The sequence below is a fragment of the Aeromicrobium yanjiei genome (genome assembly GCF_009649075.1).
In the GTDB taxonomy this organism is placed as follows: domain Bacteria; phylum Actinomycetota; class Actinomycetes; order Propionibacteriales; family Nocardioidaceae; genus Aeromicrobium; species Aeromicrobium yanjiei.
In genome coordinates this window covers 637379-663002 of record NZ_CP045737.1, presented here as the reverse complement: position 1 = coordinate 663002, position 25624 = coordinate 637379, and the positions used below count along the sequence as shown (strand labels likewise).

General features: G+C 70.9%; 18 protein-coding genes. 10 read left to right on the top strand and 8 right to left on the bottom strand.

What is annotated here, in order from left to right; translation table 11 throughout:
* Positions 1 to 38 precede the first annotated feature (38 nt).
* The 5 genes from GEV26_RS03440 to GEV26_RS03420 form a co-directional block, all read right to left on the bottom strand.
* Positions 39 to 416: a phage holin family protein gene (locus GEV26_RS03440; protein WP_153651767.1), complete on the bottom strand. Its 378-nt coding sequence runs from the start codon at positions 414 to 416 to the stop codon at positions 39 to 41.
* 43 nt (positions 417 to 459) lie between these two features.
* Positions 460 to 2088 carry an N-acetylmuramoyl-L-alanine amidase gene (locus tag GEV26_RS03435; protein WP_153651766.1) on the bottom strand — a complete coding sequence of 543 codons (1629 nt, stop codon included), beginning with the start codon at positions 2086 to 2088 and terminating at the stop codon, positions 460 to 462.
* Between the two features lie 48 nt (positions 2089 to 2136).
* A complete protein-coding gene (locus GEV26_RS03430) occupies positions 2137 to 5040 on the bottom strand; it encodes a SpoIID/LytB domain-containing protein (protein WP_153651765.1) in 2904 nt (967 codons plus the stop codon).
* A gap of 152 nt (positions 5041 to 5192) precedes the next feature.
* Positions 5193 to 6563, bottom strand: coding sequence for an NAD(P)H-quinone dehydrogenase (locus GEV26_RS03425; protein WP_153651764.1), 1371 nt, complete (start codon positions 6561 to 6563; stop codon positions 5193 to 5195).
* Positions 6564 to 6615: 52 nt separating this feature from the next.
* On the bottom strand, positions 6616 to 7266 hold the full coding sequence (locus GEV26_RS03420; RefSeq protein WP_153651763.1) for a biliverdin-producing heme oxygenase: 651 nt from the start codon (positions 7264 to 7266) through the stop codon (positions 6616 to 6618).
* A 187-nt stretch (positions 7267 to 7453) separates the two neighbouring features.
* Here GEV26_RS03420 and GEV26_RS03415 point away from each other — a divergent pair, with 187 nt between their 5' ends.
* Genes GEV26_RS03415 through GEV26_RS03390 form a run of 6 tightly spaced genes read left to right on the top strand, consistent with a single transcriptional unit; the run spans position 7454 to position 14618 of the window.
* Positions 7454 to 8557 (top strand): heme/hemin ABC transporter substrate-binding protein, encoded by a 1104-nt coding sequence (locus GEV26_RS03415; protein WP_194944233.1) that lies wholly within the window; start codon positions 7454 to 7456, stop codon positions 8555 to 8557.
* Complete coding sequence (locus GEV26_RS03410) at positions 8554 to 9654, top strand: FecCD family ABC transporter permease (RefSeq protein WP_243838891.1); 1101 nt, start codon at positions 8554 to 8556, stop codon at positions 9652 to 9654. Before GEV26_RS03415 ends, GEV26_RS03410 begins: the two co-directional genes overlap by 4 nt.
* Entirely contained in the window at positions 9651 to 10457 is an 807-nt protein-coding gene (locus GEV26_RS03405) for a heme ABC transporter ATP-binding protein (protein ID WP_153651762.1), read from the top strand. The genes GEV26_RS03410 and GEV26_RS03405 overlap by 4 nt, the downstream gene beginning before the upstream one ends.
* Positions 10445 to 11521, top strand: coding sequence for a hypothetical protein (locus tag GEV26_RS03400; protein ID WP_153651761.1), 1077 nt, complete (start codon positions 10445 to 10447; stop codon positions 11519 to 11521). Before GEV26_RS03405 ends, GEV26_RS03400 begins: the two co-directional genes overlap by 13 nt.
* Position 11522: 1 nt before the next feature.
* Entirely contained in the window at positions 11523 to 12869 is a 1347-nt protein-coding gene (locus GEV26_RS03395) for a hypothetical protein (RefSeq protein WP_153651760.1), read from the top strand.
* Positions 12870 to 12914: 45 nt separating this feature from the next.
* A complete protein-coding gene (locus GEV26_RS03390) occupies positions 12915 to 14618 on the top strand; it encodes an Ig-like domain repeat protein (RefSeq protein WP_153651759.1) in 1704 nt (567 codons plus the stop codon).
* A gap of 42 nt (positions 14619 to 14660) precedes the next feature.
* Here the strand turns inward: GEV26_RS03390 and GEV26_RS03385 are convergent, their stop codons facing one another.
* Entirely contained in the window at positions 14661 to 15224 is a 564-nt protein-coding gene (locus GEV26_RS03385) for a TetR/AcrR family transcriptional regulator (RefSeq protein WP_153651758.1), read from the bottom strand.
* 18 nt (positions 15225 to 15242) lie between these two features.
* On the opposite strand from GEV26_RS03385, the gene GEV26_RS03380 reads away from it, so the two are divergent.
* The 4 genes from GEV26_RS03380 (at position 15243) to GEV26_RS03365 (ending at position 19044) form a co-directional block, all read left to right on the top strand.
* Positions 15243 to 16034, top strand: a complete 792-nt coding sequence (locus GEV26_RS03380; RefSeq protein ID WP_153651757.1) for a purine-nucleoside phosphorylase — start codon at positions 15243 to 15245, stop codon at positions 16032 to 16034.
* Complete coding sequence (locus GEV26_RS03375) at positions 16034 to 16816, top strand: NAD-dependent epimerase/dehydratase family protein (protein WP_153651756.1); 783 nt, start codon at positions 16034 to 16036, stop codon at positions 16814 to 16816. The genes GEV26_RS03380 and GEV26_RS03375 overlap by 1 nt, the downstream gene beginning before the upstream one ends.
* A gap of 10 nt (positions 16817 to 16826) precedes the next feature.
* Entirely contained in the window at positions 16827 to 18446 is a 1620-nt protein-coding gene (locus GEV26_RS03370; protein ID WP_153651755.1) for a phospho-sugar mutase, read from the top strand.
* A 64-nt stretch (positions 18447 to 18510) separates the two neighbouring features.
* Positions 18511 to 19044 (top strand): hypothetical protein, encoded by a 534-nt coding sequence (locus GEV26_RS03365; protein ID WP_153651754.1) that lies wholly within the window; start codon positions 18511 to 18513, stop codon positions 19042 to 19044.
* 14 nt (positions 19045 to 19058) lie between these two features.
* Here GEV26_RS03365 and GEV26_RS03360 read toward each other — a convergent pair whose 3' ends face one another.
* The gene (locus GEV26_RS03360) at positions 19059 to 22421 is read right to left on the bottom strand and encodes an ExeM/NucH family extracellular endonuclease (RefSeq protein WP_153651753.1); all 3363 of its coding nucleotides are present in this window, start codon (positions 22419 to 22421) and stop codon (positions 19059 to 19061) included.
* An 87-nt stretch (positions 22422 to 22508) separates the two neighbouring features.
* Positions 22509 to 25604: a 5'-nucleotidase C-terminal domain-containing protein gene (locus GEV26_RS03355; protein WP_194839953.1), complete on the bottom strand. Its 3096-nt coding sequence runs from the start codon at positions 25602 to 25604 to the stop codon at positions 22509 to 22511.
* Between the last annotated feature and the right edge of the window lie 20 nt (positions 25605 to 25624).

Below are 25624 nucleotides of genomic sequence, written 5' to 3'. Positions count from 1 at the left end.
CAGGGTTCCGCAATTCTGGGCTGGGGTGGGGGGCTGGGCTAGCGGCGCTTGGGCTCGGGCTGGACGCTGTCGACCTCGCCGTACGCGATCCCGGCGGCCCACACGATCAGCGTGACACCCAGCCAGGTGCCCCAGCCGTCGATCGAGAAGCCCGACCCGGGCACCACGGCCTCGGTCAGCAGCAGGCCGAGGAACGTCAGCACCAGACCCCCGAGGATCGTGTAGCCACGGGCGTACCGGTTGACCGTCGTGACGACCACCCCGCGCAGCACGACCGTCAGCGCCGTGAACAGCGCGACCGCGACCACGAACCACCACAGGTGGATGTCAAAGCGATCGAAGATCCAGGCGGCGATGGCCAGCGAGACGATGTTGGCGACGGCCGAGATCGCGATGGACTTGAGGACGTCGGGCATGATCTGAAGTATCCCAGACCGGGCTCCTGCGGCCCCCCGCGGATCACGACCGCGTGACGGTCACCGAGCCGTTCGCCTGGCGGGTGATGGTGCCGTACGCGAACCAGGCACGGTAGCGGTTGCCCGAGATCCGGGTCATCCGCCGGGTGGGTGCCCCGAGCACGCTCTTCTCGCGCCCGATCCGGTGATACTTGGTCTCGACCGATCCCCACAGGGCGTAGCCGCGCTTCGAGCTCCGCTTGACCTGGTAGATCGTGCCGTTCGTGAACCGCTGCAGACGCACCGAGGAGCGGCTCGTGGACCGCGGGCTGCTCGTCGGAGCGCCGAGCGCGCCGGACTGATCGCCCATCGCGGCGTACTCACGACGGAACCGGTCCCCCACCGAGTACGTCCCGGCCCGCGAGGAGTAGATGTCGACCTTGCCGAGGCGCGCCTTCCGGCCGCCCGAGCCGGTCGAGAACGGGTACTCGCCGACCTTGACCGGCCCGGTGACCGACTGGGTCAGCATCCTGACGCGCGACTTGATGGGCGAGGAGTAGTCCGAGATGTAGGCCGCGACCCGGTCGCGGAGCCCGCCGGACGCGCCGAGCCAGCTGTACGCCGCCTGCCCGGGGCAGGAGGTGCCCACCACGTTGCGGTGGCCGGCGATGCGCTGGAGCCGGAACGAGCCGACCCGGTAGGTGCCCGTCGCGGGGTGGAACGTCGTGCCGAGGCGCCAGCCGATCAGCCGGACCATCGCGGCCTGGGTCGCCTTGGTGGGTCGTGACGACGAGAACGTGCCCATCATCGAGACGCCCATCGTGTACGTGTTGACGGCCTTGTCACCTGCGTGGGCCGCGCGCACCGGCTTGTCGACGCCGCCGCTGCGTCCCTCGAAGACCTGGCCGTACTTGTCGACCAGGAAGTTGTAGCCGATGTCGCACCAGTCGCGGCCCTTCATGTGGTACGCCTGCACGGCGCGCACGATCGCTGCGGACTGGGACTTGCTGTACTTGTTGCTGCCGGCCGTGTGGTGCACGACCGCCCCGCGGGTCTCGTTGCCCGTCCGGGGCGAGTCGCAGCCCGAGCTCTTGCGCGCGCCCCACTTGGAGCGGGTGACGATCGAGGGCTTCGCGGTGTACGTCGGTGAGTTGTCGGCAGCCTGCGTGAGCATCCGGCTCGACCCGTCGTAGAGAGCCGTGCTGGCCGTCGAGGCCTCTGCGGTCGTCGTGCCCGGATCGATCGTCGACACGGCCAGGCCGGCCGGACGCTCGCCCGTCGGGCTGGTCACCTCGACCGCGACCCCGTCGGCGTCGCCGGCCCACAGGGGCTCGGTGCCGGCGCGGCCACCCTCGCCGTCCGCGTCGTCGACGTGCAGCTCCTTCCACGAGCCCCAGTCGCCCTCGGCCCGCAGCCGGACCTTCACGGACAGACCGGTGTCGTCGAAGCCGCGCTGCCACGTCACGCCGACCAGGTTGAAGTCGTCGGTGCGGCGCGGCTCGAGCTCCGCGACGACGTCCGGCGCGGTCTGCTCAGGCGCCGCCGGCACCGCGGCGATGCCGACGTCGACGGGCGAGGTCAGCTGGACCTCGTCGGCCCGAGGCTCGCCGGTGGGCAGCTCGTCGGCGTGGGCGACGTACGTCGTCGAGCCCGCCAGCACGAGCCCTGCGATCGTTCCGGTGATGAGACGCATCGTTCGACCCTAACCCGCGCGCCGGCGCCCACGAGCCAGGCGCGGGCCCTAGAAGCGGAACCAGTTGGACTTGAGCCCGAAGGCCCAGCGGGCGTCGTCGCCGGAGATCGTGACGGTCTTGGCCGATCCGATCAGGTTGATCGACGTGACCCGGCCGCCCCAGTCACCCGCACCGGAGCGCTTGGTGATCTTGAGCTGCTTGAGCTTGCCGATCGACGGATACGCCTTCTGGATGGTCGCGGCCGACACGGTCGTGCTCCACGCGTGGTTCGCGTTGCCTGACCAGTTGTCGTACGGGTCCACCCCGGCCTTGAGGTACGGCTGGGAGCCCTTCGCGGTGTACCCACCCGACGAGGACGAGAACTGCGTGAACGCCGGCACCCCGCCGTAGGTGAGGATCTTGCCGCTGGTCGCCCGGACCGCGGCGTCGGTCGTCGCGGTCTCGCGCGACGCCCCGCCGTAGACCTGGCAGGCCGTGGTGCTGCAGATGTCGTAGTAGCGGGCCGCGCTCATGCTGCGCACGCCGTAGGTGCGGGCCGCGACGGCCTGGGCCTTCAGCGCCTCGGGCTTCCACCCGGCCGGCATCTCGGCCGCGATGACGCCGCGGACGTAGTGGTCGATCGGCAGGACGTTGACCGTGTCGCGCTTGGTCGAGCCCTTGGCGGGGAGCGCCGAGCGGATCGCACCGCGGTACTTCACGCTCGAGCCGCTCGGCATGACCAGGCCGATGCGGGACGGGCCCTCGAACTGCCCGTCACCGGTCCAGCGGATGTTCTTGTACGCCTTGTAGCCGCCCGTGGTGCGGTACTGCAGCGCCGACTGCGTCTTGCGCGAGGACACCTGCACGATGCGCCACCTGGTGACCTTGGCGCCGCTGATCGTGGTGGGCAGCTTGGCCTTGAACCCGCTCGTGAGCTTGCGGAAGATCAGACCCGAACCGGCGACCACGTCGACCGCGTCGGTCGTGTCCTGCGAGATCAGCACCCGGATGCTGCCGCCCTTGGAGGACAGCTTGGTCCCCGGGTAGTAGGTCGAGAGGATCTTGTCGTACTTGACCCCGCTGCGGGCAGCGCCCTGCGCGCCGTACTGGCTCATGCCGATCCCGTGACCGTAGCCGTGACCGCTCACGGCGATCCGGCCCGAGCTGGGGACGGTCGCCGTGGTGCCCACCGACGCCCCGGCCAGGGAGAACGGGACCTCGGCCGACCAGGCACCGACAGCGGTGCCCCGGGCGGCGCGCACCTTCACGAAGTAGCCGGTGCTGGTGGCCTTGAGGTCCGACAGCAGCGTCGTCGAGCTCTTCGAGACGTCCACCCAGCGCGTGCACGAGCTCGCGCCCTTGGCCGTCGTGAGGCAGATGTCGTAGTCGCTCACGCCACTGACGGGGGCCCACCGCACGCGGGCGGAGTGGCTGCCGGCAGTGACCGTCACGCCGGACACGGTCGCAGGCTTCTCGACGACCTCGGCCTTGAGCTGCACCTTCTTTGCGGTGGCTTGCCACGCGGTCAGCGGATTGCCGGAGGCGTCGAGCGCCCGGACCCACGCATACTGCACGCTGCCGGCCTTGAGGCTCCCGATGGTGGCCTTCGGTGCCGCGCCCTTGACGCAGCCCGTGGTGCAGGTCGCAGGCACGGCCGCGGTCGTCGAGGTGCGGACCTCGTACGTCGTGGCGCCCGAGACCGCACGCCACGACATCGTGAACGCGGTGGAGGACACGCCTGACACCGTGCGCCCGCCGATCTCGGTCGTGACGGAGCCGGTCGCGAGGCGGCTCTCGACGCTGTCGCGAAGACCGCCCTTGGCCGACAGCCAGGCGTACGCGGCGTTGCCCGGGCACTCGGTGCCGACGACGTTGCGGTGGCCTGCGACCCGGTTGAGGGTCTTGCCGCCGAGGGAGTAGGTGCCCTTGGCCTTGAGCTTGTAGGAGGCGAAGCGCCACGACACGAGGTTGACGACGGCCGACTTCATCGCGGCCGAGGGGGCCGTGGTGCTGAACGTGCCCATCAGGGAGACGCCCATGGTCTCCTGGTTGACCGCGTCATTGCCCGAGTGCGCTGCGCGGACCGGCTTGGTCGTGCCGCCGGCGCGTCCCTCGAAGATCTGGCCGTACTTGTCGACCAGGAAGTTGTAGCCGATGTCGCACCAGTTGCGGGACTTGACGTGATAGGCCTGCGTGGCCTTGACGATCGCCTTGGACTGGGCCTTGGTGTACGTGTTGTTGCCCGCCGTGTGGTGGATGACCGCGCCTCGCGTGGTCTTGCCGTAGACGGGGTTGTCGCACCCTCCCGAACCCGAGGCGCCCCACGAGGCGCGCGAGACGATCGAGGGCTTGGCGACCGCCGCGGCCTGCGTCACGGCGACGGCGGGTGACGCGGTGGCGGCCCGGTCGTCGGTGGTGTCGGCCTCGGGATCGATCGTGCTGAGCGAGAGGCCGCGGGGCTTCGCGTCCTCGGTCGAGGCGACGCGCACCTCGGCGCCGTCCGCGGAGCCGACCCACTGGGGCTCGGTGCCGGGCCGGCCGCCCTCCTCGGGCGCCGGGTCGGTGTGCAGCTCGGTCCAGTCCGACCACGTGCCGTCGCTGCGCCAACGCGCCTCGACGCGGGTGTGGTCCTCGTCGAGGCCGCCGTCCCAGGTCACTCCCAGCATCGAGAACGGACGCAGGTCGGTGTCCTTCAGCTGCGCCACGATGGTGGCCGCACCGGTGTGCCCATGCGCGTCGTCGCCCGTGACCTCGGGCGCGGGCACGCGCTCGGCGGGGGCGCTGGACGGGATGTCCCGCTGCGTCACCTGTGCCGGGCGAACGGGTGCCGGCGGGGGCGCCACGGCGCCCGGAGCGCCGCCGGAGACCTGGGTGCCGTCGGCCTGGGCCGCGCCGGGCATGAGCACGCCGAAGGTGACCGCGGCAGCGACGAGGAGGCAGGGCGTGCGACGAGCCGTGTGCCAGGAAAGCATGGGGGAAGTCCGTTCCTGTGGCAGATGTGACTGGTGTGACAGATGGGTCGAGGGATGATTATGCTCACATATTTTCGCGAAATGCGAGCGAAAAATCATAGTTCAAGGAACTACACCGGTGTCATTCCTGCAATGGCAACAGCACGTCTTGGTCACACCAGGGGGTGCAGGCGCCGCGCGGCCTCGGCGACCGACCCGGACATCGAGGGGTAGACCGTGAAGGCGTCGGCGACCTGGTCGACCGTCAAGGACGCCGAGACCGCGATCGACAGCGCATGGATGAGCTCGCTGGCCTTGGGTCCCACGACGACCCCGCCGACCACGACGCCCATGCCGCGGCGAGAGAAGATCTTGACGAATCCGTCGTGCACGCCCTGCATCTTGGCCCGGGCGTTGCTGGCGAGCGGGAGCATCGCCATGTCGATCTGGAAGTCGCTCTCGTCGACCTGCTTCTGCGACATCCCCACGGTCGCGATCTCCGGGGAGGTGAACACGTTGCTGGAGACCTTCGCGAGGTCGAGCGGATGCACCGCGTCACCGAGCAGGTGGGACATCGCGATGCGGCCCTGCTGGGCTGCGACCGACGCGAGCATCAGGACGCCCGTGCAGTCGCCCGCGGCGTAGACGCCGCGCACGCTCGTGCGCGACACCCGGTCGACCTTGATGAAGCCGCCGTCGTCGAGCACCATGCCGAGCTGCTCGAGACCGAGCCCCTGCGTGTTCGGGATCGATCCGAGCGCGAGCAGGCAGTGTGAGCCCGAGACCGTCCGGCCGTCGGTCAGGGTCACGAGCACGCCGTCGTCCGTACGCTCGACGGACGCCATGCGCGAGTTGCCCATCACGTTCATGCCGCGCCGCGTGAAGACGTCCTCGATGACGTTGGAGGCATCGGCGTCCTCGCCCGGCAGCACCCGGTCACGGCTCGAGACGAGCGTCACGGCGGCGCCGAGGCCGTTGTAGGCGCTGGCGAACTCCGCACCCGTGACGCCCGAACCCACGACGATCATGTGCTCGGGGAGCTCCTGGAGGCCGTAGACCTGCTCCCAGGTCAGGATCCGCTCACCGTCGGGCTGGGCGTCGGGACTGACCCGGGGGTGCGCACCGGTCGCGATGAGGATCGCATCGGTCTCGACGCGCTGCTCCCCCTCCGCGGTCCGGACCACGACTGCGCCCGGGCTCTCGATCGTCGCGGTGCCGGCGATCATGACGACGTCGCTCGCGGCAAGGCGGTGGGCGATGTCGGCCGACTGGGCCTGAGCCAGGCTCAGCACGCGCGCATCGACGACTGCGAGATCCGCGCGGACCGACGACGGGACCTTGACCCCCAGCTCGGCCGAGCTGCTCACGTCGGTCAGCAGATCGGACGTCGCGATGAGGGTCTTGCTCGGCACACAGTCGGTCAGCACCGTCGAGCCACCGATGCCGTCGCGCTCTATGAGCGTCACCTCGGCACCGAGCCGGGAGGCGACCAGCGCCGCCTCGTATCCACCGGGTCCGCCGCCGACGATCGTCACATGAGCCACGCGCCCATTGTCGCTCACCGCAACCGACGCAGGCCAATCGCGGTCGCCGGACCTAGCGGGCGTACTCGTCGAGGTACGTCGTCATCTCGGCAAAGAGGCCACCGTTGAGCGCAAACACGGCCTTGACCTCGGCGAGGACGCGCTCGCGCTCGGCGGGGTCGAGCGGGAGGGCGTCGAGACGCGCGCGATAGGCGTCCTTGTAGAGCTTGGGCTTCGGCACGGCGTCGAATGCGTAGAACGCGACACCGGCACCGTCCAGGCCGAACTCGCGGCTGATGATCCTGCCGATCGCCTGCCCCCCGGACAGATCACCCATGTAGCGCGTGTAGTGGTGCGCGATGAACAGGCCGCCCCACGCGGTCGAGGCCCGGATGCGCGCGACGTACGCGTCGGTGGCCGGGCTGGGCCGGCGCGGATCGCCCCAGTGCTGGATGTCGGCGTCGATCGCGCCGAGCCGCTCGATCGCCGGATCGATCACGCTCGAGGCCAGCGGATCGTCCTTCATGACCTGGGCTGTCTCCTCCAGCGCCTCGTAGACCCGCCGCATCAGGCCGAGGAAGTGGGCGTAGCCCGCCTCGTTGATCCGACCCGCCATGAGCTCGGACATGAAGGTCGAGCCCTCCGCGGCGGTGTGCTCTGCCTGCGAGCCGGTGCGCAGCAGCGCGGACAGGGAGGTGGCCGGGTTCTCGGCGGTCACGGTCATGGTCACGCTCCTGCGTCAGGTGGTGGGTGTCCGATGATCATGACACATCGTCATCTTGATCTGACAAGTCGTCATGAAATATGTCACAGTTTGGCAAGGCGGCCCTAACCAATGTTAGCCTCACCTTACTCTCCGATCGGGGGATTTCCGAGAGCTCCTGCAGAACCGACATCGAAGGACTGGACCCTTGCCCCGCTCCGCCATCCTCACCTCGCGACGAATCGCCGCACTCCTGCTCACCGCCGCGATCGTGTCGGGCTGCGGCGGGACGTCCGGCGGTCACGCGGGCGACGACGACACGGCGGCCGTCGACCTCGCCGCCGCGAAGATCCTCGAGGACCCCAAGGCGTACGAGGGCGAGACCCACGCCTCGCTGGCGAGCACTGCGATCCGCCCCGTGAGCGACTCCCCCGCCCAGCAGCTGCCGGTCACCGTCACGGACGCCCAGGGCACCCGGGTCACGATCACGGACACGAGCCGCATCCTGGCGCTGGACATCTACGGCACCCTCGCGCAGACCGTCTTCGAGCTGGGCCTGGGTGACCAGGTCGTCGGACGTGACCTGTCCACCCAGTTCCCCGAGGCCAAGGATCTGCCCCTCGTGACCAGCAGCGGCCACGACCTCAGCGCCGAGTCGATCCTCGAGCTCGATCCGACCGTGATCCTCACCGACACGTCCCTCGGGCCGTGGGACACGATCTTGCAGATGCGCGACTCCGGGATCCCGGTCGTGGTCATGGACTCGCGCCGCAGCCTGGACAACATCGACTCCCTCACGACCGGGGTCGCCGAGGCGCTCGGCGTGCCGGCCGAGGGCAAGAAGCTCGTCGAGCGCGTCGAGGCCGAGACCGACGAGACGCGCGCCGAGATCGCGAAGATCGCACCGACCACGGTGCAGGACAAGCTGCGGATGGTGTTCCTGTACGTGCGTGGCCAGGCCGGCGTCTACTACATGTTCGGTGAGGGGTCCGGCGCGGACGGCCTGATCGAGGCGGTCGGCGGCTACGACGTCACGCGGGAGATCGGCTGGAACGGGATGAAGCCGGTCAACGACGAGGCCATCATCGCGGCGCAGCCCGATCTGATCGTCATGATGTCCGACGGCCTCAGGTCCGTGGGCGGCGTCGACGGGCTGCTCGACCGGCTCCCTGCGATCGCCAACACCCCTGCCGGCCAGCGCCGCCGCATCGTGGACATGAAGGACAGCCAGGTGCTGAGCTTCGGGCCGCGCACCGCCGAGGTCCTCAACTCCCTCGCCGTCGCGATCTACGCACCGGAGTCGATGAAGTGACCGCGACCCTGCCGGACCAGCTCCCGACCGGGAGGGGCGCCGCGCCCACCCTCCCCCGGCGCCACAGCGCCCGGGCCACGACGTTGTTCGTCGTCCTTGCGGCCGCCCTCGTGGTGCTCACGGTCTACGCGGCCGGACGCGGACAGCTCGCGATCCCGGCGAGCGAGGTGTGGGGCTCGATCATGCACCGCCTGGGGCTGGACTGGGGACCGATGCCCGCCCACCCGCAGGGCGACAACACGTTGTGGCAGGTCCGCTTCCCGCGCATCGCCATGGCGATCGTGGTGGGTGCGGCGCTCTCGAGCGCGGGCGCGTTGATGCAGGGCATCTTCGGCAACCCGCTCGCCGAGCCGAGCGTCGTCGGCGTCTCGACCGGCGCGGCCTTCGCCGCCGCGATCGTCATCGTCTTTCAGATCCAGCTCATCGGCAGCTGGACCGTGGCCCTGTTCGCGTTCGCGGGAGGCCTGATCACGACGCTGCTGGTCTACGCCCTCTCCCGCTCCGACGGTCGCACCGAGGTCGTGACACTGGTCCTGACCGGGATCGCGGTGAACGCGGTGTGCGCGGCCGGCCTGGCGCTGATGATCTTCCTCGGGGACACGCAGGAGCGCGAGCAAATCGTGTTCTGGCAGCTGGGCAGCCTGAACGGCAGCCGCTGGGAGCACGTCGTCGTCGTCACGCCACTCGTGGTCGTCGGACTGATCGGTTCGATCCTGATGGCGCGCAAGCTCGACGTGCTGGCGCTGGGTGACCGTGCGGCCCGCCACGTGGGCATCGACGTCGAGCGTCTGCGCCTCGTCGCGATCGTCCTCGTCGCGCTCCTGACCGCCGCCGGGGTCTCGTTCGCCGGCATCATCGCGTTCGTGGGCCTCGTCGTGCCGCACCTGATCCGGATGCTCGTCGGGCCCGGGCACCGCGTCCTCGTCCCCGCGAGCGCCCTCGCCGGCGCCGTGCTCCTGCTCGGCGCCGACCTCATCGCGCGCACCGCGATGACGGGTGCGGACCTGCCGATCGGGATGCTGACCTCGCTCGTCGGCGGACCGTTCTTCTTCTGGCTCCTGCGCCGCACGCGCAAGACGGCGGGGGGCTGGGCATGACGACGACCACGAGTCCTCTACGGCTCAGCCACGTCTCGGCGACCCTCGGCGGCCACCAGATCCTGCACGACGTGACGCTCGAGGTCCGCCCCGGCGAGCTCATGGCCCTGGTCGGGCCCAACGGCGCGGGCAAGACGACCCTGCTGAGCGTCATGGCCGGCGACATCGTGCCCACCAGCGGCGAGGCGGTCCTGGACGGCAGGCCGCTCGCGCGGTGGAAGGTCGCGGCGCTGGCCCGCAGCCGCGCGGTCCTGCCCCAGGAGCAGCGGCTCGCGTTCGGCTTCCGCGCGGTCGACGTCGTCCGCATGGGCCGCGCACCGTGGGCCCGTCTCCCGCAAGAGGACCTCGACGACGTCGTCGTGGCCGACGCGATGCACCGCACCGACGTCCTGTCGTTGGCCGAGCGCTCGTTCCCGACGCTGTCCGGCGGGGAGAAGGCCCGGACGTCCTTCGCCCGGGTGCTCGCCCAGCAGACCTCGCTCGTGCTGCTCGACGAGCCGACCGCCGCGCTGGACATCCGCCACCAGGAGCAGGTCCTCTCGGAGGCTCGGCGGCTCGCCGCCGACGGCCACGCGGTCGTCGCGGTCCTCCACGACCTCACGGTCGCGGCAGCCCACGCCGACCGCATCTGCATGCTCGCCGACGGTCGGCTGCGGGCCGACGGGCCGCCTCAGGAGGTCATCCGTCCCGAGATCCTCCGTGACGTCTACGGGCACCCCGTCGACGTGATCGACCACCACGGACGCCTCGTCGTCCTGCCCCACCTGCTCACCCACGACCAGGAGCCCACGTGCGCACCTTGATCACCACCGCAGCGGCCGCCCTCGTCGCGGCGCTGCTCCTCGCCCCCAGCGCGGCCCAGGCCGACAGCCGGGTGACGGTCCGCAACGACTTCGGCCGGGCCGAGGCCGACACGACGTACTCGACGAAGATCACGGTGACCGGATCGGGCTTCCAGTCGATCAGGAATGCGCACGGCGGCGTGTACGTCGCGTTCGGCACGGTCTCGGGCACCTGGCGTCCCAGCCAGGGCGGCGTGACCGGCAAGAACTACCGCTACGTCCCCGACAGCGAGACCCGCAGCAACCAGGGCTTCCTCCGCTACGTCGCCTACCCCGGCAGCGACACCGCCGCCAGCGCCAACGGCGGAACCCTCAAGGGCGGCGGCTTCAGCACGACCCTGACGATCCCGGGGCCGGTCTTCAAGACGTACGACCGCGACAACAAGATCACGACTGTCGACTGCCGCAAGGTCCGGTGCGGCGTCATCACGTTCGGCGCGCACGGCATCAAGAACGCCAACAACGAGACGTTCACCCCCGTCACGTTCAAGAAGATCATCACGAGCGGCGCCGCCCAGCAGGCGCCGGCGGCCGACGAGGCCGCACCGGGCGCCGTCGCCGACGAGGAGTCCGCGCCCGAGGCCGCGGCGAAGGGCGCACCGGCGAAGAAGGGCCGGCCCGCGGTCCGCGTCGACCAGCGCACGGCCGTGCAGGGCCGGGTGCTCGCGTTCAGCGGGACCGGCTTCACGCCCGGCGAGCAGGTGCTGGCGATCCTCGACGACGGTGCGGCCGCTGCGGGTCCCATCGTGGTGGGTGCGCGGGGTGACGTCGCGGCGGTCATCCAGATCCCGGCGAGCGCGAAGGCCGGGACCCACACCCTGCGGGTGAGCGCGACGACGTCGGGCACCGAGGTGGAGCGCAACTTCGCGATCGCCCCCGACACCTCGCTCGCCGCCGCCACGGACGAGGAGACGACCGACTGGGTGCCGTGGGCCGCAGCGGCCGCCGCCGCCGTGATCCTGCTGCTGTCGCTCGTGCTGGCGGTCGTGCGGCTGCGCCGGATCCGCGCCGGACGGGCGGCCTGACGTGCGTACGCCCGTGCGACCCGTGCTCGCCGTGGCCCTGACGCTCGTCCTCGGTCTCGCGGTCACCGCGGGGCCGGCCGGGGCCACCGATGAGCCCGCGGCGGCTGCCGCCACCACCGCCGTGCCGACCCAGCCGGAGGACCCCGCCCCCACGACGGCTGCCCCCACGACGCCTGCTCCCACGACACCTGCGCCCACGACACCCGAGCCCACGACACCCGAGCCGAGCGAGCCCGAGCCGACCGCCCCCACTCCGACCACCCCCGCACCCGAAGGCGGGACCGGGCCCCAGCAGGTCTCCGACGCCCAGCTGCGCTGGGGACTGCACCCGCAGCTGCACCGCAAGCCCTACTACGGCAAGAACTTCCTGACCGCCGGCGCCCTGCCGGACACCAAGGGCGCCGACATGCCCTCCAGCAGGTGGAAGCAGTCCGAGGGCCCGGTGTCGATCGTCCGCGCGAAGGACTCCTCGTACGTGCCCGCGACCTGGGCAGGATTCGGCACCGGCGCCGATCACCAGGTGGTCGTCACCGGCGGCACCGGCACGGTCGACGCCGAGGCCGGCACCGCGACGATCCGCTGGACCGGACGGTTCGGCGTCGCGCGCTACTCCGGACAGACCGGCTTCACGGTCAGCGATCCCCGCATCGTCGTCACCGACGGCAGGGGACGTCTCGAGGCGACGCTCGACGGCTACGGCGTGTCCCGGGACGGCAACGGCTCCGGCGGCGCGTCCGGCCCGCTCCGCAGCACGACCGTGGTCCTTGGCCAGCTCGGTGCCGTGAGGCTCACCGGCAAGGGCTTCACCAGCTCCCCCACGTTCTACGGCGTGGATGTGCAGCACCCCGAGCAGAAGCCGGACTCCCAGGGCCGTACCGGCTCGTTCCCGTCGTCGTTCATCGACTTCGTCGACCAGGTCGGGCAGGCACCGTTCTGGATGACCAGCGGGAGCTCCGACGACCACCTCAAGGCGCCCAGCCCGGTGACCGTCAGCTTCAGCGCGCGGGACGCGGTCCAGGTCGAGGCCCCCGCACCCGTCGACGGCACCTCCGACCCGATCGACAACCGGACCCGCACGGCGCCCACCCCTCCGGTCCAGCGGCAGGCTGCGCTGCCACCGCCGGCCACCCGGTCCGCTCCTGTCCCGCAGCCGGCGCCCGTCGCGGCGCCGGTCGCGCAGGCGGCCTTCACCCAGCCGGTGTCGGCGTCACTGACCGGGCTGCCCGGCGTCCTCGTCGGACCGGACGGCCGCTCCACGCTCGGCTGGTGGCTCGCAGTGACGTTCCTGCTCATGGCCGCGGTAGCCCTGGCCCTGCCGGCACTCGTCGCCCGCTCCCGATCCCTCTGACCTGCACCACCCCCGCGGCAACTGCCGCACCGAGAAAGGACATCCATGAGCTCGACCCTCACGCGACCCAGCCTCCGGCTCCGCCGGACGCTCGCGGGCGCCCTCACGACGGCCCTGGCCGCCTCCACCGTGGCACTGCTGCCCACCAGCGCCCAGGCCGCGGACCCGGCCCCCGAGCCCACGCTGACCTGGAAGATCTCCCAGCAGTTCATCGACCACCTGTCGAGCCGGACGCTGACCGACGGTGTCACGTTCGACGCCGCGAACGGGTTCACGTTCGGCGGAGGTGAGGGCAGCTTCAACGCCGCGAACGGCGTGACCACGATGGCGTACGACGGGACCGTGCGAGGCGCGTTCGCGATCGGGACCACCGAGTACTACTCCGTCACGGTCAGCGATCCGGTCGTCGCCGTGGACGCGGCCGGAGAGGGGACCATCACCGCAGAGGTGTCGGCCACCAACGGAGCCCAGGGATCCACCCCCGCCGCCTCGACCACCCCGGCACGGGTCACCGTCACGACGTTCGACGCCGCTGCCTCCGACTGGACGGTGACGGGCGGACTCGAGAGCCTGACCGACACCCCCGACTGGGACGGCGTCCTGGCGGCGGGCAGCGAGGCGGCCACGGCCCTCGGCCTCGCGGACGGCAAGCCCGTCGGCGGCAAGTCCTTCGCCCCCTCGTTCCTCGGCCAGCTCACGACCGGCGTCCGTGCCCACTTCTACGCCAGCGGCGCGGGCTCCGACACCAAGAAGAACCCCGCCCCGTTCACGGCCACGGCACCCGTCCCCGTCGCGACGATCACCTCGGCCGCCGTCACCCAGCAGACGCCCACGTCGCTGAAGGTGGCCGTTGCCGGCACCGGTTACAAGCCCGGGTCACCCGGCATCTACATCTCGATCGGCGAGACCGGCAGCACCGACGTGATCGATCCCAGCAAGTACCTGGGCACGGTCTGGTCCGGCAACCCCGGCACGCCGGACGCCGCGGTCAAGGCCGACGGATCGTTCAGCACCACGCTCGCCCTCGACGCCGAGGCCATCGCCCAGCTCGACCCCACGAAGTCCTACTCGGTCATCACGTTCAAGGCCCACGGCCAGGCCGCGAGCGACCCGTCGCAGACCGCCTCCGCCCCGCTCGCGATCGACTTCGCCGGATTCGATCCCCTCGCGTCCACGCCGGTCGTCTCGGCCCCGGCCTCGTCGTTCGGCAAGGCCGCGAAGGTCACCGTCACCGTCCCCACGGTCCAGGGTGCCGGTCCCACCGGCACGGTCCGGCTGACCGGTGGCGGAAGCGCCCAGACCAAGGCGCTGTCCGGCGGCAAGGCCACGTTCACGCTGTCGTCGACCCTCCCGACCGGCGCCCGGACGCTCACTGCGGCGTACGCGGGCGACGCGAACTACCGCGCGACCTCCGGCACGACGTCACTGACGGTCAAGAAGGCCACGGTGTCGATCAAGGACAAGGTCACCAAGAAGCCCACCCGCAAGAAGTCGGGCAAGGCAACCGTCACGGTCACGTCCAAGGTCTCGGCACACAAGCCCGGCGGCAAGGTCAAGGTCTACTTCAAGAAGTCCGGCCAGAAGACCGTGACCACCTCGACCAAGACCCTGAAGTCCGGCAAGGCCACCGTGACGGTGCCCAAGCTGAAGAAGAAGGGCACCTGGAAGGTGTACGTGAAGTACTCGGCCGGGACCGGCTACTCGTCGGTCTCCTCCAAGTACGTCGGGACGCTCAAGGTCACCAAGTAGGCATCATGGCCGCGCTGACGGTGGGTCCCTCTGGGCCCGCCGTCAGCCCGCGCCGAGCGCCCGGAGCACGAAGTCCTGGACCGCGCGCGGCGGGACCCGCCGGTTCTGCAACGTCGTGTGCACCAGCGACATCGTGGAGTCGACGTCCTCCACCGTGAAGAGCCCCGCTGCGCGGCCGTCCTCGAGGATCGTGCGCAGGACCGACTCGACCGCCACCACGTGCTCGCGGATCTCGGCCAGCGACTCGCGCGACAGCATCGCGTAGAGCTCGGGACCGAAGCCGAAGTGGAACTCCTCCGACGAGGAAAGGTGCGCCGCGACGTAGATGCGCAGCGCGTCCGCGGCGTCGGTCGCCGGCTCGAGCGCATCGGCCAGCCGCTCGAGGTAGCGGTCGGTCTCCTCGCTCGCGAACGCCACGACCACTGCGTCCTTGTCGGCGAAGTGGTTGTAGATCGCGGTGCGCCCGATGCCCGCGGAGGCGGCCAGGTCGGCCATCGTCAGTGCATCGAACGAGCGCTCGGCGAGGAGTGCCGTGAGCGCCTCGAACACCCGCCGCCGGGTCTGCTCGCGGTGCTGCTCGAGCGAACCACCGATGATCTTGGGCATTGTCGTAATGTACGGCAGGTGACCACCACCGAACTCGCCCGACAGGCTGCCGACGCACTGCGCGAACGTACGGGCGGAGGTGACCACGACATCGCCCTCGTGATGGGATCCGGCTGGCTCCCTGCCGCGGACGCTCTCGGCGCGCCCGACCACGAGGTGCCCCTCGCCGACCTCCCCGGATTCAGTGCTCCTGCGGTCGCCGGCCACGGCGGGACCGTCCGGTCGGTCACGGTCGGCGACAAGCGCCTGCTGATCTTCCTCGGCCGCACGCACTTCTACGAGGGCAAGGGCGTCGCGGCAGTCGTCCACGGCGTGCGCACGGCGGCCGCTGCCGGCGTCAAGACGCTCGTGCTGACCAACGGCTGCGGCGGGCTCGACCCCGCGTGGGCGCCCGGCACGCCCGTGCTCATCAGCGACCACATCAACATGACGGCGACGTCGCCCCTCGAGGGTGCCAACTTCGTCGACCTCACCGATCTGTACTCCTCGCGTCTGCGTGCGCTGTGCAAGGAGGCCGATCCCAGCCTCGACGAGGGCGTCTACGTCCAGCTGCCCGGCCCGCACTACGAGACCCCCGCCGAGATCGGCATGGTGCGCGCGATCGGAGGCGACCTGGTCGGCATGTCGACCGCACTGGAGGCCATCGCCGCCCGCGCGGAAGGGCTGGAGATCCTCGGCATCTCGCTGGTCACCAACGCCGCGGCCGGCATGACGGGCGAGCCCCTGAACCACGAGGAGGTGCTCGCCGCCGGCAAGTCCGCCGCGACCCGCATGGGCCGGCTCCTCGGCGACGTGCTGCCGAGGATCTGATGAGGATCCTCCTCACGGGCGCGGCCGGCTCGATCGGCCGCACGCTCGTGCGGGGGCTCCCACCGCTCGGCCACGAGATCCGCGGCCTGGACCTGGTGCCCGGCGAGGCGGACGCCTGCGCGCTCGGGTGGATCACCGGCGACTGCCTCGACCCGCAGGTCGTGGCTGAGGCCGTCCGCGGTGTCGACGCGGTCGTCCACCTGGCGGGCAACCCCGACGAGGACGCCCTGCCGGCGAGCCTGGAGTCCCACGTGCACAGCACCGCCCGCCTGCTCGAGGCGATGGTCGAGCACGGAGTGGGCCGCATGGTCTATGCGAGCAGCAACCACGCGGTCGGGCGTACGCCGCGCAGTGATCGGCTCACCACCGACGTCCGCCCGCGCCCCGACACGTTCTACGGCGTCGCGAAGGTGGCCGCCGAGGCGCTGCTGAGCCTCTACGCCGACCAGCACGACATCGCCTCGACCGCGCTGCGCATCGGCACGTTCGAGCAACGACCCAGCACCGTGCGCGCCCTGTCCACCTGGCTGTCGCCCGACGACGCGGTCCGCCTCGTCGACGCCGCGGTGACCTCGACGACGCCCGGCCTCGTGATCGTCCACGGCATCTCGGCGAACAGCCGCGGCTGGTGGGACCTGGGTCCGGGCCGCGCCATGGGGTACGCACCCAAGGACGACGCCGAGACCTACGCCGACCAGGTGACCCCCCGCCCCGAGGACGAGGACGAGGCCGCCCACGTCGGCGGCTCGTTCGCCACCGACCCACCCCGACCCGCGTTCTGAAAGGAACCCCATGACCGACGACCTCGCCGCCCGCGCCCAGGACTGGCTGAGCCAGGACCCCGACCCCGTCACGCGCGCCGAGCTGCAGGAGCTGCTCGACGCGGGTGACACCGACGCCCTCGCCGACCGCTTCGCCGAGCGGCTCCAGTTCGGCACGGCCGGCCTGCGCGGCGCGCTGGGCGCCGGGCCGAACCGGATGAACCGGGTCATCGTGGCGCAGGCCGCCGCAGGGCTCGCCGCGTACCTGCTCGAGCACGGCTCGTCACCGTCCGTCGTGGTCGGCTACGACGCGCGGCACAACTCCGACGTCTTCGCGCGCGACACCGCCGAGATCATGGAGGGGGCGGGCGTCCACGCATTCCTGCTGCCCACCCACCTGCCGACCCCGGTCCTCGCGTTCGCGATCCGGCACCTCGGCTGCAGCGCAGGGGTCATGGTCACCGCGTCGCACAACCCGCCGCAGGACAACGGCTACAAGGTGTACCTCGAGGACTCCAGCCAGATCGTCCCGCCCGCGGACGCCGAGATCTCCGCCGCGATCGACGCGGTCGGCCGGGTCGACGAGATGCCGCGCAGCGACGCCTACGAGACCCTGGGCCCCGAGGTCGCCGAGGCGTACGTCGAGGCAGTCGTGGCCCTGCCCGAGGACGGACCGCGCGAGGTCGTGGCGGTCTACACCCCGATGCACGGCGTCGGCCGCGACACGCTGGTCGAGGCCGTCGACCGCGCGGGCTTCCCGCCGATGCACGTGGTCGCCGAGCAGGGCGATCCCGATCCGGACTTCCCGACCGTCGTGTTCCCCAACCCCGAGGAGCCGGGCGCGATGGACCTCGCGCTCAAGCTCGCGTCGAACGTGGGAGCCGACATCATCGTCGCCAACGACCCCGACGCCGACCGCTGCGCGGTGGGCGTGCGGGACGGCGAGTCGTACCGGATGCTCAGCGGCGACCAGGTCGGCGCGCTGCTGGCGGAGTTCCTGCTCCGGCGGGGCGTCACCGGCACGTACGCGGCCTCGATCGTCTCCTCCGACCTCCTCGGGCGTCAGGCCGCGGCGTACGACCAGCCGTGGGAGCAGACGTTGACCGGCTTCAAGTGGATCGGCAAGATCCCCACGCTCGCCTTCGGCTACGAGGAGGCGCTCGGCTACAGCGTCGCTCCCGACATCGCGCGCGACAAGGACGGCGTCTCGGCGATCGTGACGGTCCTGGAGATGGCGGCGCGACTCAAGGCCGACGGCCGCACCCTGGTCGACCAGCTCGACGACATCTACCGCACCCACGGACTGCACGCGACGTCGCAGCTGTCGGTGCGGGTCGACGACCTGTCGATCATCTCCCGCGCGATGGACGTCCTGCGCACCTCTCCTCCGACGTCGCTCGGCGGCCTCGACGTGACCGCCGTGGACGACCTGGCCGACGGCTACCACGGGCTGCCGCCGACCGACGGGATCCGGCTGGGCCTCGACGGGGGCGCCCGCATCATCTGCCGACCCTCGGGCACCGAGCCCAAGCTCAAGTGCTATCTCGAGGTGGTCATCGAGGTGACCGACTCGATCGAGGCGGCCCGGGACGTGGCCGAAGGACAGATCGATCGCATCAAGACCGATCTCGCGGCCGCGCTGGGGATCTGAGCGCAGCCCACTTCCACCCCCGATCGCCGGTCAGGTGCGACCGATCGCCCCTACGCTGTCCCCCATGAGCACCGCTCCCCCGGTCGCACGCCGACCCAGTTCACGCCGTTATGTCGTCGCGGGCCTGCTGGCCGCGGTCGCCCTCGTTGCCGGGACGGTCGTCGCGGTGATCATCGGCCGCGCCCTGGTGGGCTACGACATCACGCCGTTCACGGACGGCAGCACCACGACCGTCACGGTCGGCGACCGCGGCGAGGCGATCTGGTCGTCACCTGAGCGGGTGGTCGTGAGGTGCGCCTCGGTCGACGACGCGACGGGCGAGGCGTCCATGTCGGGCGGGACCGCCAGCATGACGACCACCAGGAGCGGACGGACGTGGACGCGCGTGGGCATCGTCGAGGGCGAGCCCGGCTCGCGGCACACCGTCCGGTGCGCTGCCGGCGGCGGGGACGCCCTGTTCGGCCACGCCCCCAACCCGCGCATCGCGCGCTATGTCACGATCGGCGTCGTCGGCGGAGGCGTGGCAGGGCTGCTCGCCGTCGCCGCATTCGTCCTGGCCCTCGTCACCGCGATCCAGCGCAGCCGCCGCCCCGCCTGAGCCACCGCCCCTGACTACCTCGCCAGCACCCTCACGGTGAAGCTGGTCGAGGACGCCTTGGCGACGCCGTTGCCGGCGAACGTCGCGGTGACCTTCTTGGCCGGGCCCGACGAGGTGAAGGCGCCGAGACGGATCCTGACCTTGCCCCCACGGACCGTCCCGGTGTGGTTCCTTCCGCTCGCGCGCACCGTCACCGTGCCGCCGTCGACCGTGAAGCCCGCGCCCGTGACCGAGAGCTCGACGAACGGCTTGGTGCGTCCCTTGACGATCGTGGCCGGGCTGACCGAGATCCGCTTGATCGTGGTCGCGGCCTTGCGGACCTCCAGCGTGACCTTCGTGCTGTCGGGGTCGTGGGCCGAGCTGCCGGCGTAGAACACCCTCAGCTGGTTGGTGCCCACCGGGATCGTCCGGGACAGCACGATCCGCGCCGTGCCGTTCGTGAGCGACCCGCTGCCGACCTGCACGTCACCGAGCGAGACCAGCACGCGCCCGGACGCGCCGGGCGCTCCGGTCACGTCGAGCACCGCGCCGGTGCCGTAGGTCGAGGGCCCGGCCGAGGCCGTGAGGCCCGCGGTGGACTTGAGCACCGTGACGGCGACCGAACGGCTGGCCCCGCTGTGCTCGGAGTCGCCGGCGTACACGACCTCGAGGACGTGCCGACCGATGCCCAGGTCGGCGGCCCGCAGCGTGACCGTACCGTCCTCGAGCGTGCCGGACGCCAGCTCGGTCCCGCCCTCGACGAGCGTGACCTCGCCGGTCGGCACGGGTCCCGTGCCGGACGCGACGGTGGCCCGGACGACGACGTCCTCGCCGGCACGGACGGTGGCCGGGGCCTCGACCGTGACCGACGAGCCGAGGGCAGCGGCGTCGAAGCCGACGATCTCCGGGTCGTGGTCGCTCGCCCGGAACGGGCTCGCGTCGTAGAGATCCGTCGCGTTGTAGTTGTAGCGGCTGTACTCGCGGGCCACCGACTCGTACGCGTTGATGTTCCAGATGTCCGCGCCCGTGATCGTGGCGTCGGCCGCGGCCGAGGCGAAGACGTGGTCGAGCGAGCCGACACCGCCGTCGAACTGGTACGTCTCCTTCGTGGTGCGCTCGGCTGCGACGTTGACGAAGCCGGCCTCCTCGATGATCCGGACCGGGTCCTCGCGGTTGTACGCGTTGAAGTCGCCGGTCAGGAACACCGCATCGGTGCCGGCGCGCTCCTCGACCGCCCGCGCGAAGTCCACCAGAGCAGTGGCCTGCTGCACGCGGGCCGCGTTGGACGCACCCTGACCGTCGCCCTGGTCGGCGTTCGCCCCGTCGCCCGAGCCCTTGGACTTGAAGTGGTTGACGATGACCGAGAACGTGCCGCTCGCGGGACGGTCCACCTGCGTGAACGTCTGGGCCAACGGGGCCCGGGCGCTCGCGAACGCGGGGTCGTCGAGGATCGTGGACGTGCCGACCGGCTTGATCGTCGCGGGACGGTAGATCAGTGCGGTCCGGATGACGTCCTCACCGGTCGTCGGCACCGTCGCGGGCGACGGGACCGCCGCCCAGGCGCCCTCGCCGGCCTCGGCGTTGAGCGCCGCGACCAGGCCGTTGAGCGCGGTGTCGCGGGGCAGGCCGAGCTTCGCGGAGTTCTCGATCTCCTCGAGCGAGACGACGTCGGCGTCCAGGGTGTTGATCGCGTTGACGATCTTGGCCTGCTGACGCGCCAGGTTGGCCTGGTCGGCAGCACCGCGCGGGCCGTTGCCCGACGACGCGCTGGGCGAGCCGCACGCATTGGTCGTGACCCGGTTGCCGTCGCGGTCGTTGAAGTAGGTGCAGGCCCGGCCGGGGGCGCCGTCGACGTAGTCCACGCCGGTCGTCGTGAAGTAGTTCAGCACGTTGAACGTCGCGAGCTTGACCTGTCCTCCGACGTCCTCGGGAGCGGCCTTGCGCGTCGAGCTGAAGGTGACCGGCTCCGTCCCGTCGGCGGTCAGCTGCTGCTGCGGCTGCAGCTTCCAGGAGTTGTTGCGGTAGTCCAGCACGACGCTGTCGGTGAAGCTGACCCGCGCGCCGACCCGGACCTCGTTGTCGGCCCGGAGCCACGGCAGGGCGATGCCCTGGTTGCCGGCCGACAAGAAGTTGAGGCTCGCGCCGTCGTCCAGCGTGATGAGGTCGGCCGCGTTCTTCTTGGCCAGCGCGACGGCGTCCGCGCCGGGCGCCACCTTGTTGGTCGGGTTGTCGAACGGCTTGGTGCCGGGCGCAAGGCCGATCTCGGCGTACTGGTTGGTCGTGAAGTTGTTGGTGACCGTGTAGTCGCCCTGCGGCGCCAGGAGCATGCCCTCGAGCGACTCCTTCTGCTCCTCGGTCAGCGGGAACGCGACCCTGGCCGGGGTCACGGGCGCGTGCTCGTCCGTCAGAACCGTCCACGTGGGGCCGGTGAGCTGGGTCATCCCCTGGAACTCCGCGACCGTGCCCGTCACCTCGACGAAGTCACCCTTCGCGACCGCGGCCGCGAAGCTGCTGCCGAACACGAAGATGCCGTCCGAGGCGTCCTGCGCCCCGAGGTCGATGCTGCCGCCGGTCCCGGCCGTCTGGATGAACGCGCCGTTGAAGCCGCCGGTCCGGTAGACCGCCGTGACCACGCCACGGGTCGAGGCGGCTCCGCGCTGCTGCGGGCTCTGGGGCCCCTCGCCCTGGATCTGGGCGATCGTCCCGGTGAGCGGGGCGGGCACGGGCAGCACGCACGAGGCGCCGCACGCGGTCGGCGTCGCGCCGCCGACGGCCGAGAGGGTGAAGTCGGCCGAGTTGTCGTCGGTGTCGGCGAAGCCCGTGCGGTTGATCGAGCGCGCGTTGTTCGTGGTGCCGGGGCCCGGCGCCGCGGCGGTCTCGAACGTGTTGGTGGTGCCGAAGCCGATCAGGTCGACGATGTCGTTGGAGGTCGACACGCTGCCCTTGACGTTGCCCGTGATCGCCGGGAGCAGGTCGGTCGAGCCGACCAGGGCGATCGTGCCGCCGCCGGCCGCGGGGGCCAGCGTGGTGGTCTGGTCCGGGGTCGGGAGGTCAGCGCCGTTCGCGCCGTTGGACCCGCCCGCGACGAGGAAGTGCCGGCCGGGCTGGATGACGCCCGTGAGGTCGTACTTGGTCGTCGCGGCGAAGGCCGAGCCGCTACCGCCCGAGCGGTACTGCAGGGACCACGTGCTGATGTCGACGGCGCGGTCGGTCGGGTTGTAGAGCTCGACGAACTTCGTCTTGTACGTCTGGCCCGCGCTGCCGCCGTTGACGTACACCTCGTTGATGACGACGTGGTCGGCGGGCGCTGCCGAGGCGGAGGTCGCCGGGAGAGCGACGAGGGACGCGGCGGCGACGGCCGACACGGCCATCCCTCGCGTGAGGATCGAGGTGTTCATGCAGTGGATGTCCGGTCTCGTGAGGATGAGGGTGGAGCGAGGTGCGGTGCCGGGCCCGGGGCGTGCGTGCCCCGGGCCCGGAGCCGATTACTTCGAGGCGACCTTGACCGTGAAGCTGGTCGAGGACGGCTTCGCGACCGCGTTGCCGGCGTACGTCACCGTGACGGCCTTGGCCTTGCCCGACGAGGTGAAGACACCCAGGCGGACCTTGACCTTGCCGTCCTTGACGGTGCCGGTCACGGTGTTCTTGCTGCTGACGCGCACCGTGACCTTGCCGCCGTCGACCGTGAACCCCTTGCCGGTGACGCCCACGGTCACGTAGGCCTTGGTGCGGCCCTTGACGATTGTCGTCGGGCTGACCGAGATCTTCTTGGTCGTGGTCGCACCCTTGGCGATGTCGACCTCGACGGTGGTGTCCGCGCTGTCGAACGTGCCGCTGCCGCCGTAGTAGACGTCGAGCTCGTAGCTGCCGGGCTTCAGTGCCGTCTTGGCGATCGTGATGTTCGCGACGCCGTCCTGCAGGAAGCCCATCGCGATCGGGTCGTCACCGTTCGCGACGTAGATCAGGCCGGAGGCTCCCGCAGGACCCGTGACCTTGATCGTGGCCGAGGTGCCGTACGCGGCACCCTTCGACGTCGCCGTGAGCTCGGCCGTGCCCTTGAGCACGTCGACGTCGACCGTGGAGGACGAGGCCTCGTGGTCGGCGTCGCCGGCGTAGTCGACGCTCAGCGTGTGCCGACCGAGCGACAGGCCCGACAGGTCGGTGCTCACCGTGCCGCGGCCGTCAGCGATCTCCTCGGTGCCGAGGACCGTGTCCCCGTCGGAGATCGTCACGGCACCCGTGGGCGCGGTCCCGGTCGCCGAGGCCACCGTCACCTCGACGTCCGCGGGGACGTCGACCTGGGACGGCTCGGGATCCGCGGCCGACGTCGTGGTGCCGGCCTTGGCGATCGTCACCGTGACCGTGCCGCTCGCGGCCGCATAGCTGCCGTCGCCGGCGTACGCGATGGTCAGTGGCGTCTCTCCGGCGCCGACGTCGGTGGTGTCGACCGTGATCGTGGCCGTGCCCGCGCCGTCGAGGGTGCCGGTGCCAACCTCGGTGTCGCCCTTCTTCAGCGTGACCGTGCCCGAGGGGGTCTCCTCGGGACCGGCGACCTTGACGGCCACCTGGACGTCGTCGCCGTACGTGCCGGAGACGGCCGTTCCGGTGACGGCTGCGCCCGTGACGTCCAGCGGGACGACGACCTTGGTGCCGGTCGGGTACGCGGTGGACTCGACGCGCATCGCGCCGCTCGCGCCCTCGGGGAGGGTGAACGCGATCGGAGCGCTCGTGCCGGTCGTGACGCTCCGGGAGCCGAGGTTCCTCGACTTCTCCTGGCCGTCCTCGGTCCAGAACAGCTTGGACGACACCGAGGTGTTGGCCGGGCTTCCGGTCGAGGTCAGGTTGAGCTTGGACAGCGTGAACGAGACGTTGCCGCCGACGCGGTACTGGCTCTTGACCCCGCTCGTGCGGACCGAGCGACGGGCGAAGTCCGGCGAGATCGGGCTGTTGTCCTCGAAGTACGCGACCCAGCCGTCCCGGTCGACCAGGCCCGTGTCGGTGTTGACGCCCTGCTTGAACGAGCGGAAGTTGTCACCGCCGGTGGCCAGGAACGAGAAGGTCGCGACCTTGTACTGCGCCTCGGGGTCGTACTCCTTGCCGTTGATGCGGATCGACTGGATCCGGCTGCCCTCGGGCCTGGAGTCGTCGTACGTGTAGGTCAGGTTCTTGGAGGTGCCGAGCTGCAGGTACGGGCGCGAGGGCACGTTGCCGCTCGCGTCGCGCTGCCACTGCTCCTCGAGGATCTTCTTCAGCGTCGCACCGCTCAGCTTGACCGAGTTGAGGTTGTTGGCGAACGGCAGCACCGCGTTGAGCTCGGCATAGGTCACGACACCGTCGGTGTTGACCGGGTCACCGGCCACCCCGGCGTACGTCAGGTCCGGCGGCCGCAGTCCTCCCGGGTTGACCAGGGCGATGTCGGCTCCGGCCGGCAGGTTGCCTACGGTCTTGAGCAGCGCATCCGCGACGAGGCCGCCCATGGTCGACTCGCTCGCGCGGTCCTCGACGCCGTTGAGGAAGGCGCGGGTGATGTCGGCGGTGATCTCGCCCTTCTGGACGTTGCCGACCTCGGTCGCGTACGCCACCGCGTCGTCACGGATCTTCTTGATCTCGGGCAGGCTCGAGGACGGGAACTGCGTCAGCAGCGCGGCGTCGGCGGTGGCCACACGTGCGACGTTCTGCTTCGCGTACGTGACGACCTCGCCCGTGTCGGGATCGACGTTGAGGACGATCTGGCCGACGTTCTCGCCGTAATTGCCGGTCTGGATGACCGGGCGGGTCCTGCCCGAGCCGGGGACCGGCGCGTCGTACGCGTACTTCTGGTGCGTGTGGCCCATGAAGATCGCGTCGACCTCGGGCGAGGTGTTGTTGATGAGCTTTTGGAAGACCGCGCTCGCGGACATCGCCTGCGTGAACGTCATGCTGCCGTCGGGCGCGCCCTCGTGGAAGGACGCGACGATGACGTCGGGCTTGTCGGCAGCGGGCAGCGCGTCGAGCTCGGCGACGGCCTCGTTGACGGCCGTGGAGGGATCGCCGAAGCTCAGCCCCTCGATGCCGGCGGGGCTGACGAGCGTGGAGGTCTCCTGGGTGACCGCACCGACGACCGCGACCTTGACGCCGGCGACGTCGAAGGTGTCGTACGCGTCGAGCGCGCGCGAGCTGTCGGCCTTGCGGACGTTCGCGCCGAGGATCGAGTAGTCGGCGCGCGGGATGATCCGGTCGACCAGGTCGGCGTAGCCGGAGTCGAACTCGTGGTTGCCGACCGCGGAGGCGTCGAGGCCCACCGCGTTGAGCACGTCGATCGTCGGGTTGTCCTTCTGGATCGCCGAGGCGAACAGGGAGGCGCTGACGTTGTCGCCCGCGGACACCATGAGCGAGTTCGCGGCGGGGAACTGCGAGCGCACGGTCTCGACCGTGCCGGCCCACTGCAGGGTGGACGCGTCGATGCGCCCGTGGAAGTCGTTGATGCCGATCAGGTTGATCGGCACGGGATCAGCGGCCTGCGCCGACGTCGCGGCGATCAGTGGTGCACCGAGCAGCGTCGTGGTGGCGACGGCCAGAAGGCGACGGGACAGAGAACTCACGCAGGTACCTCTCCGGGTCG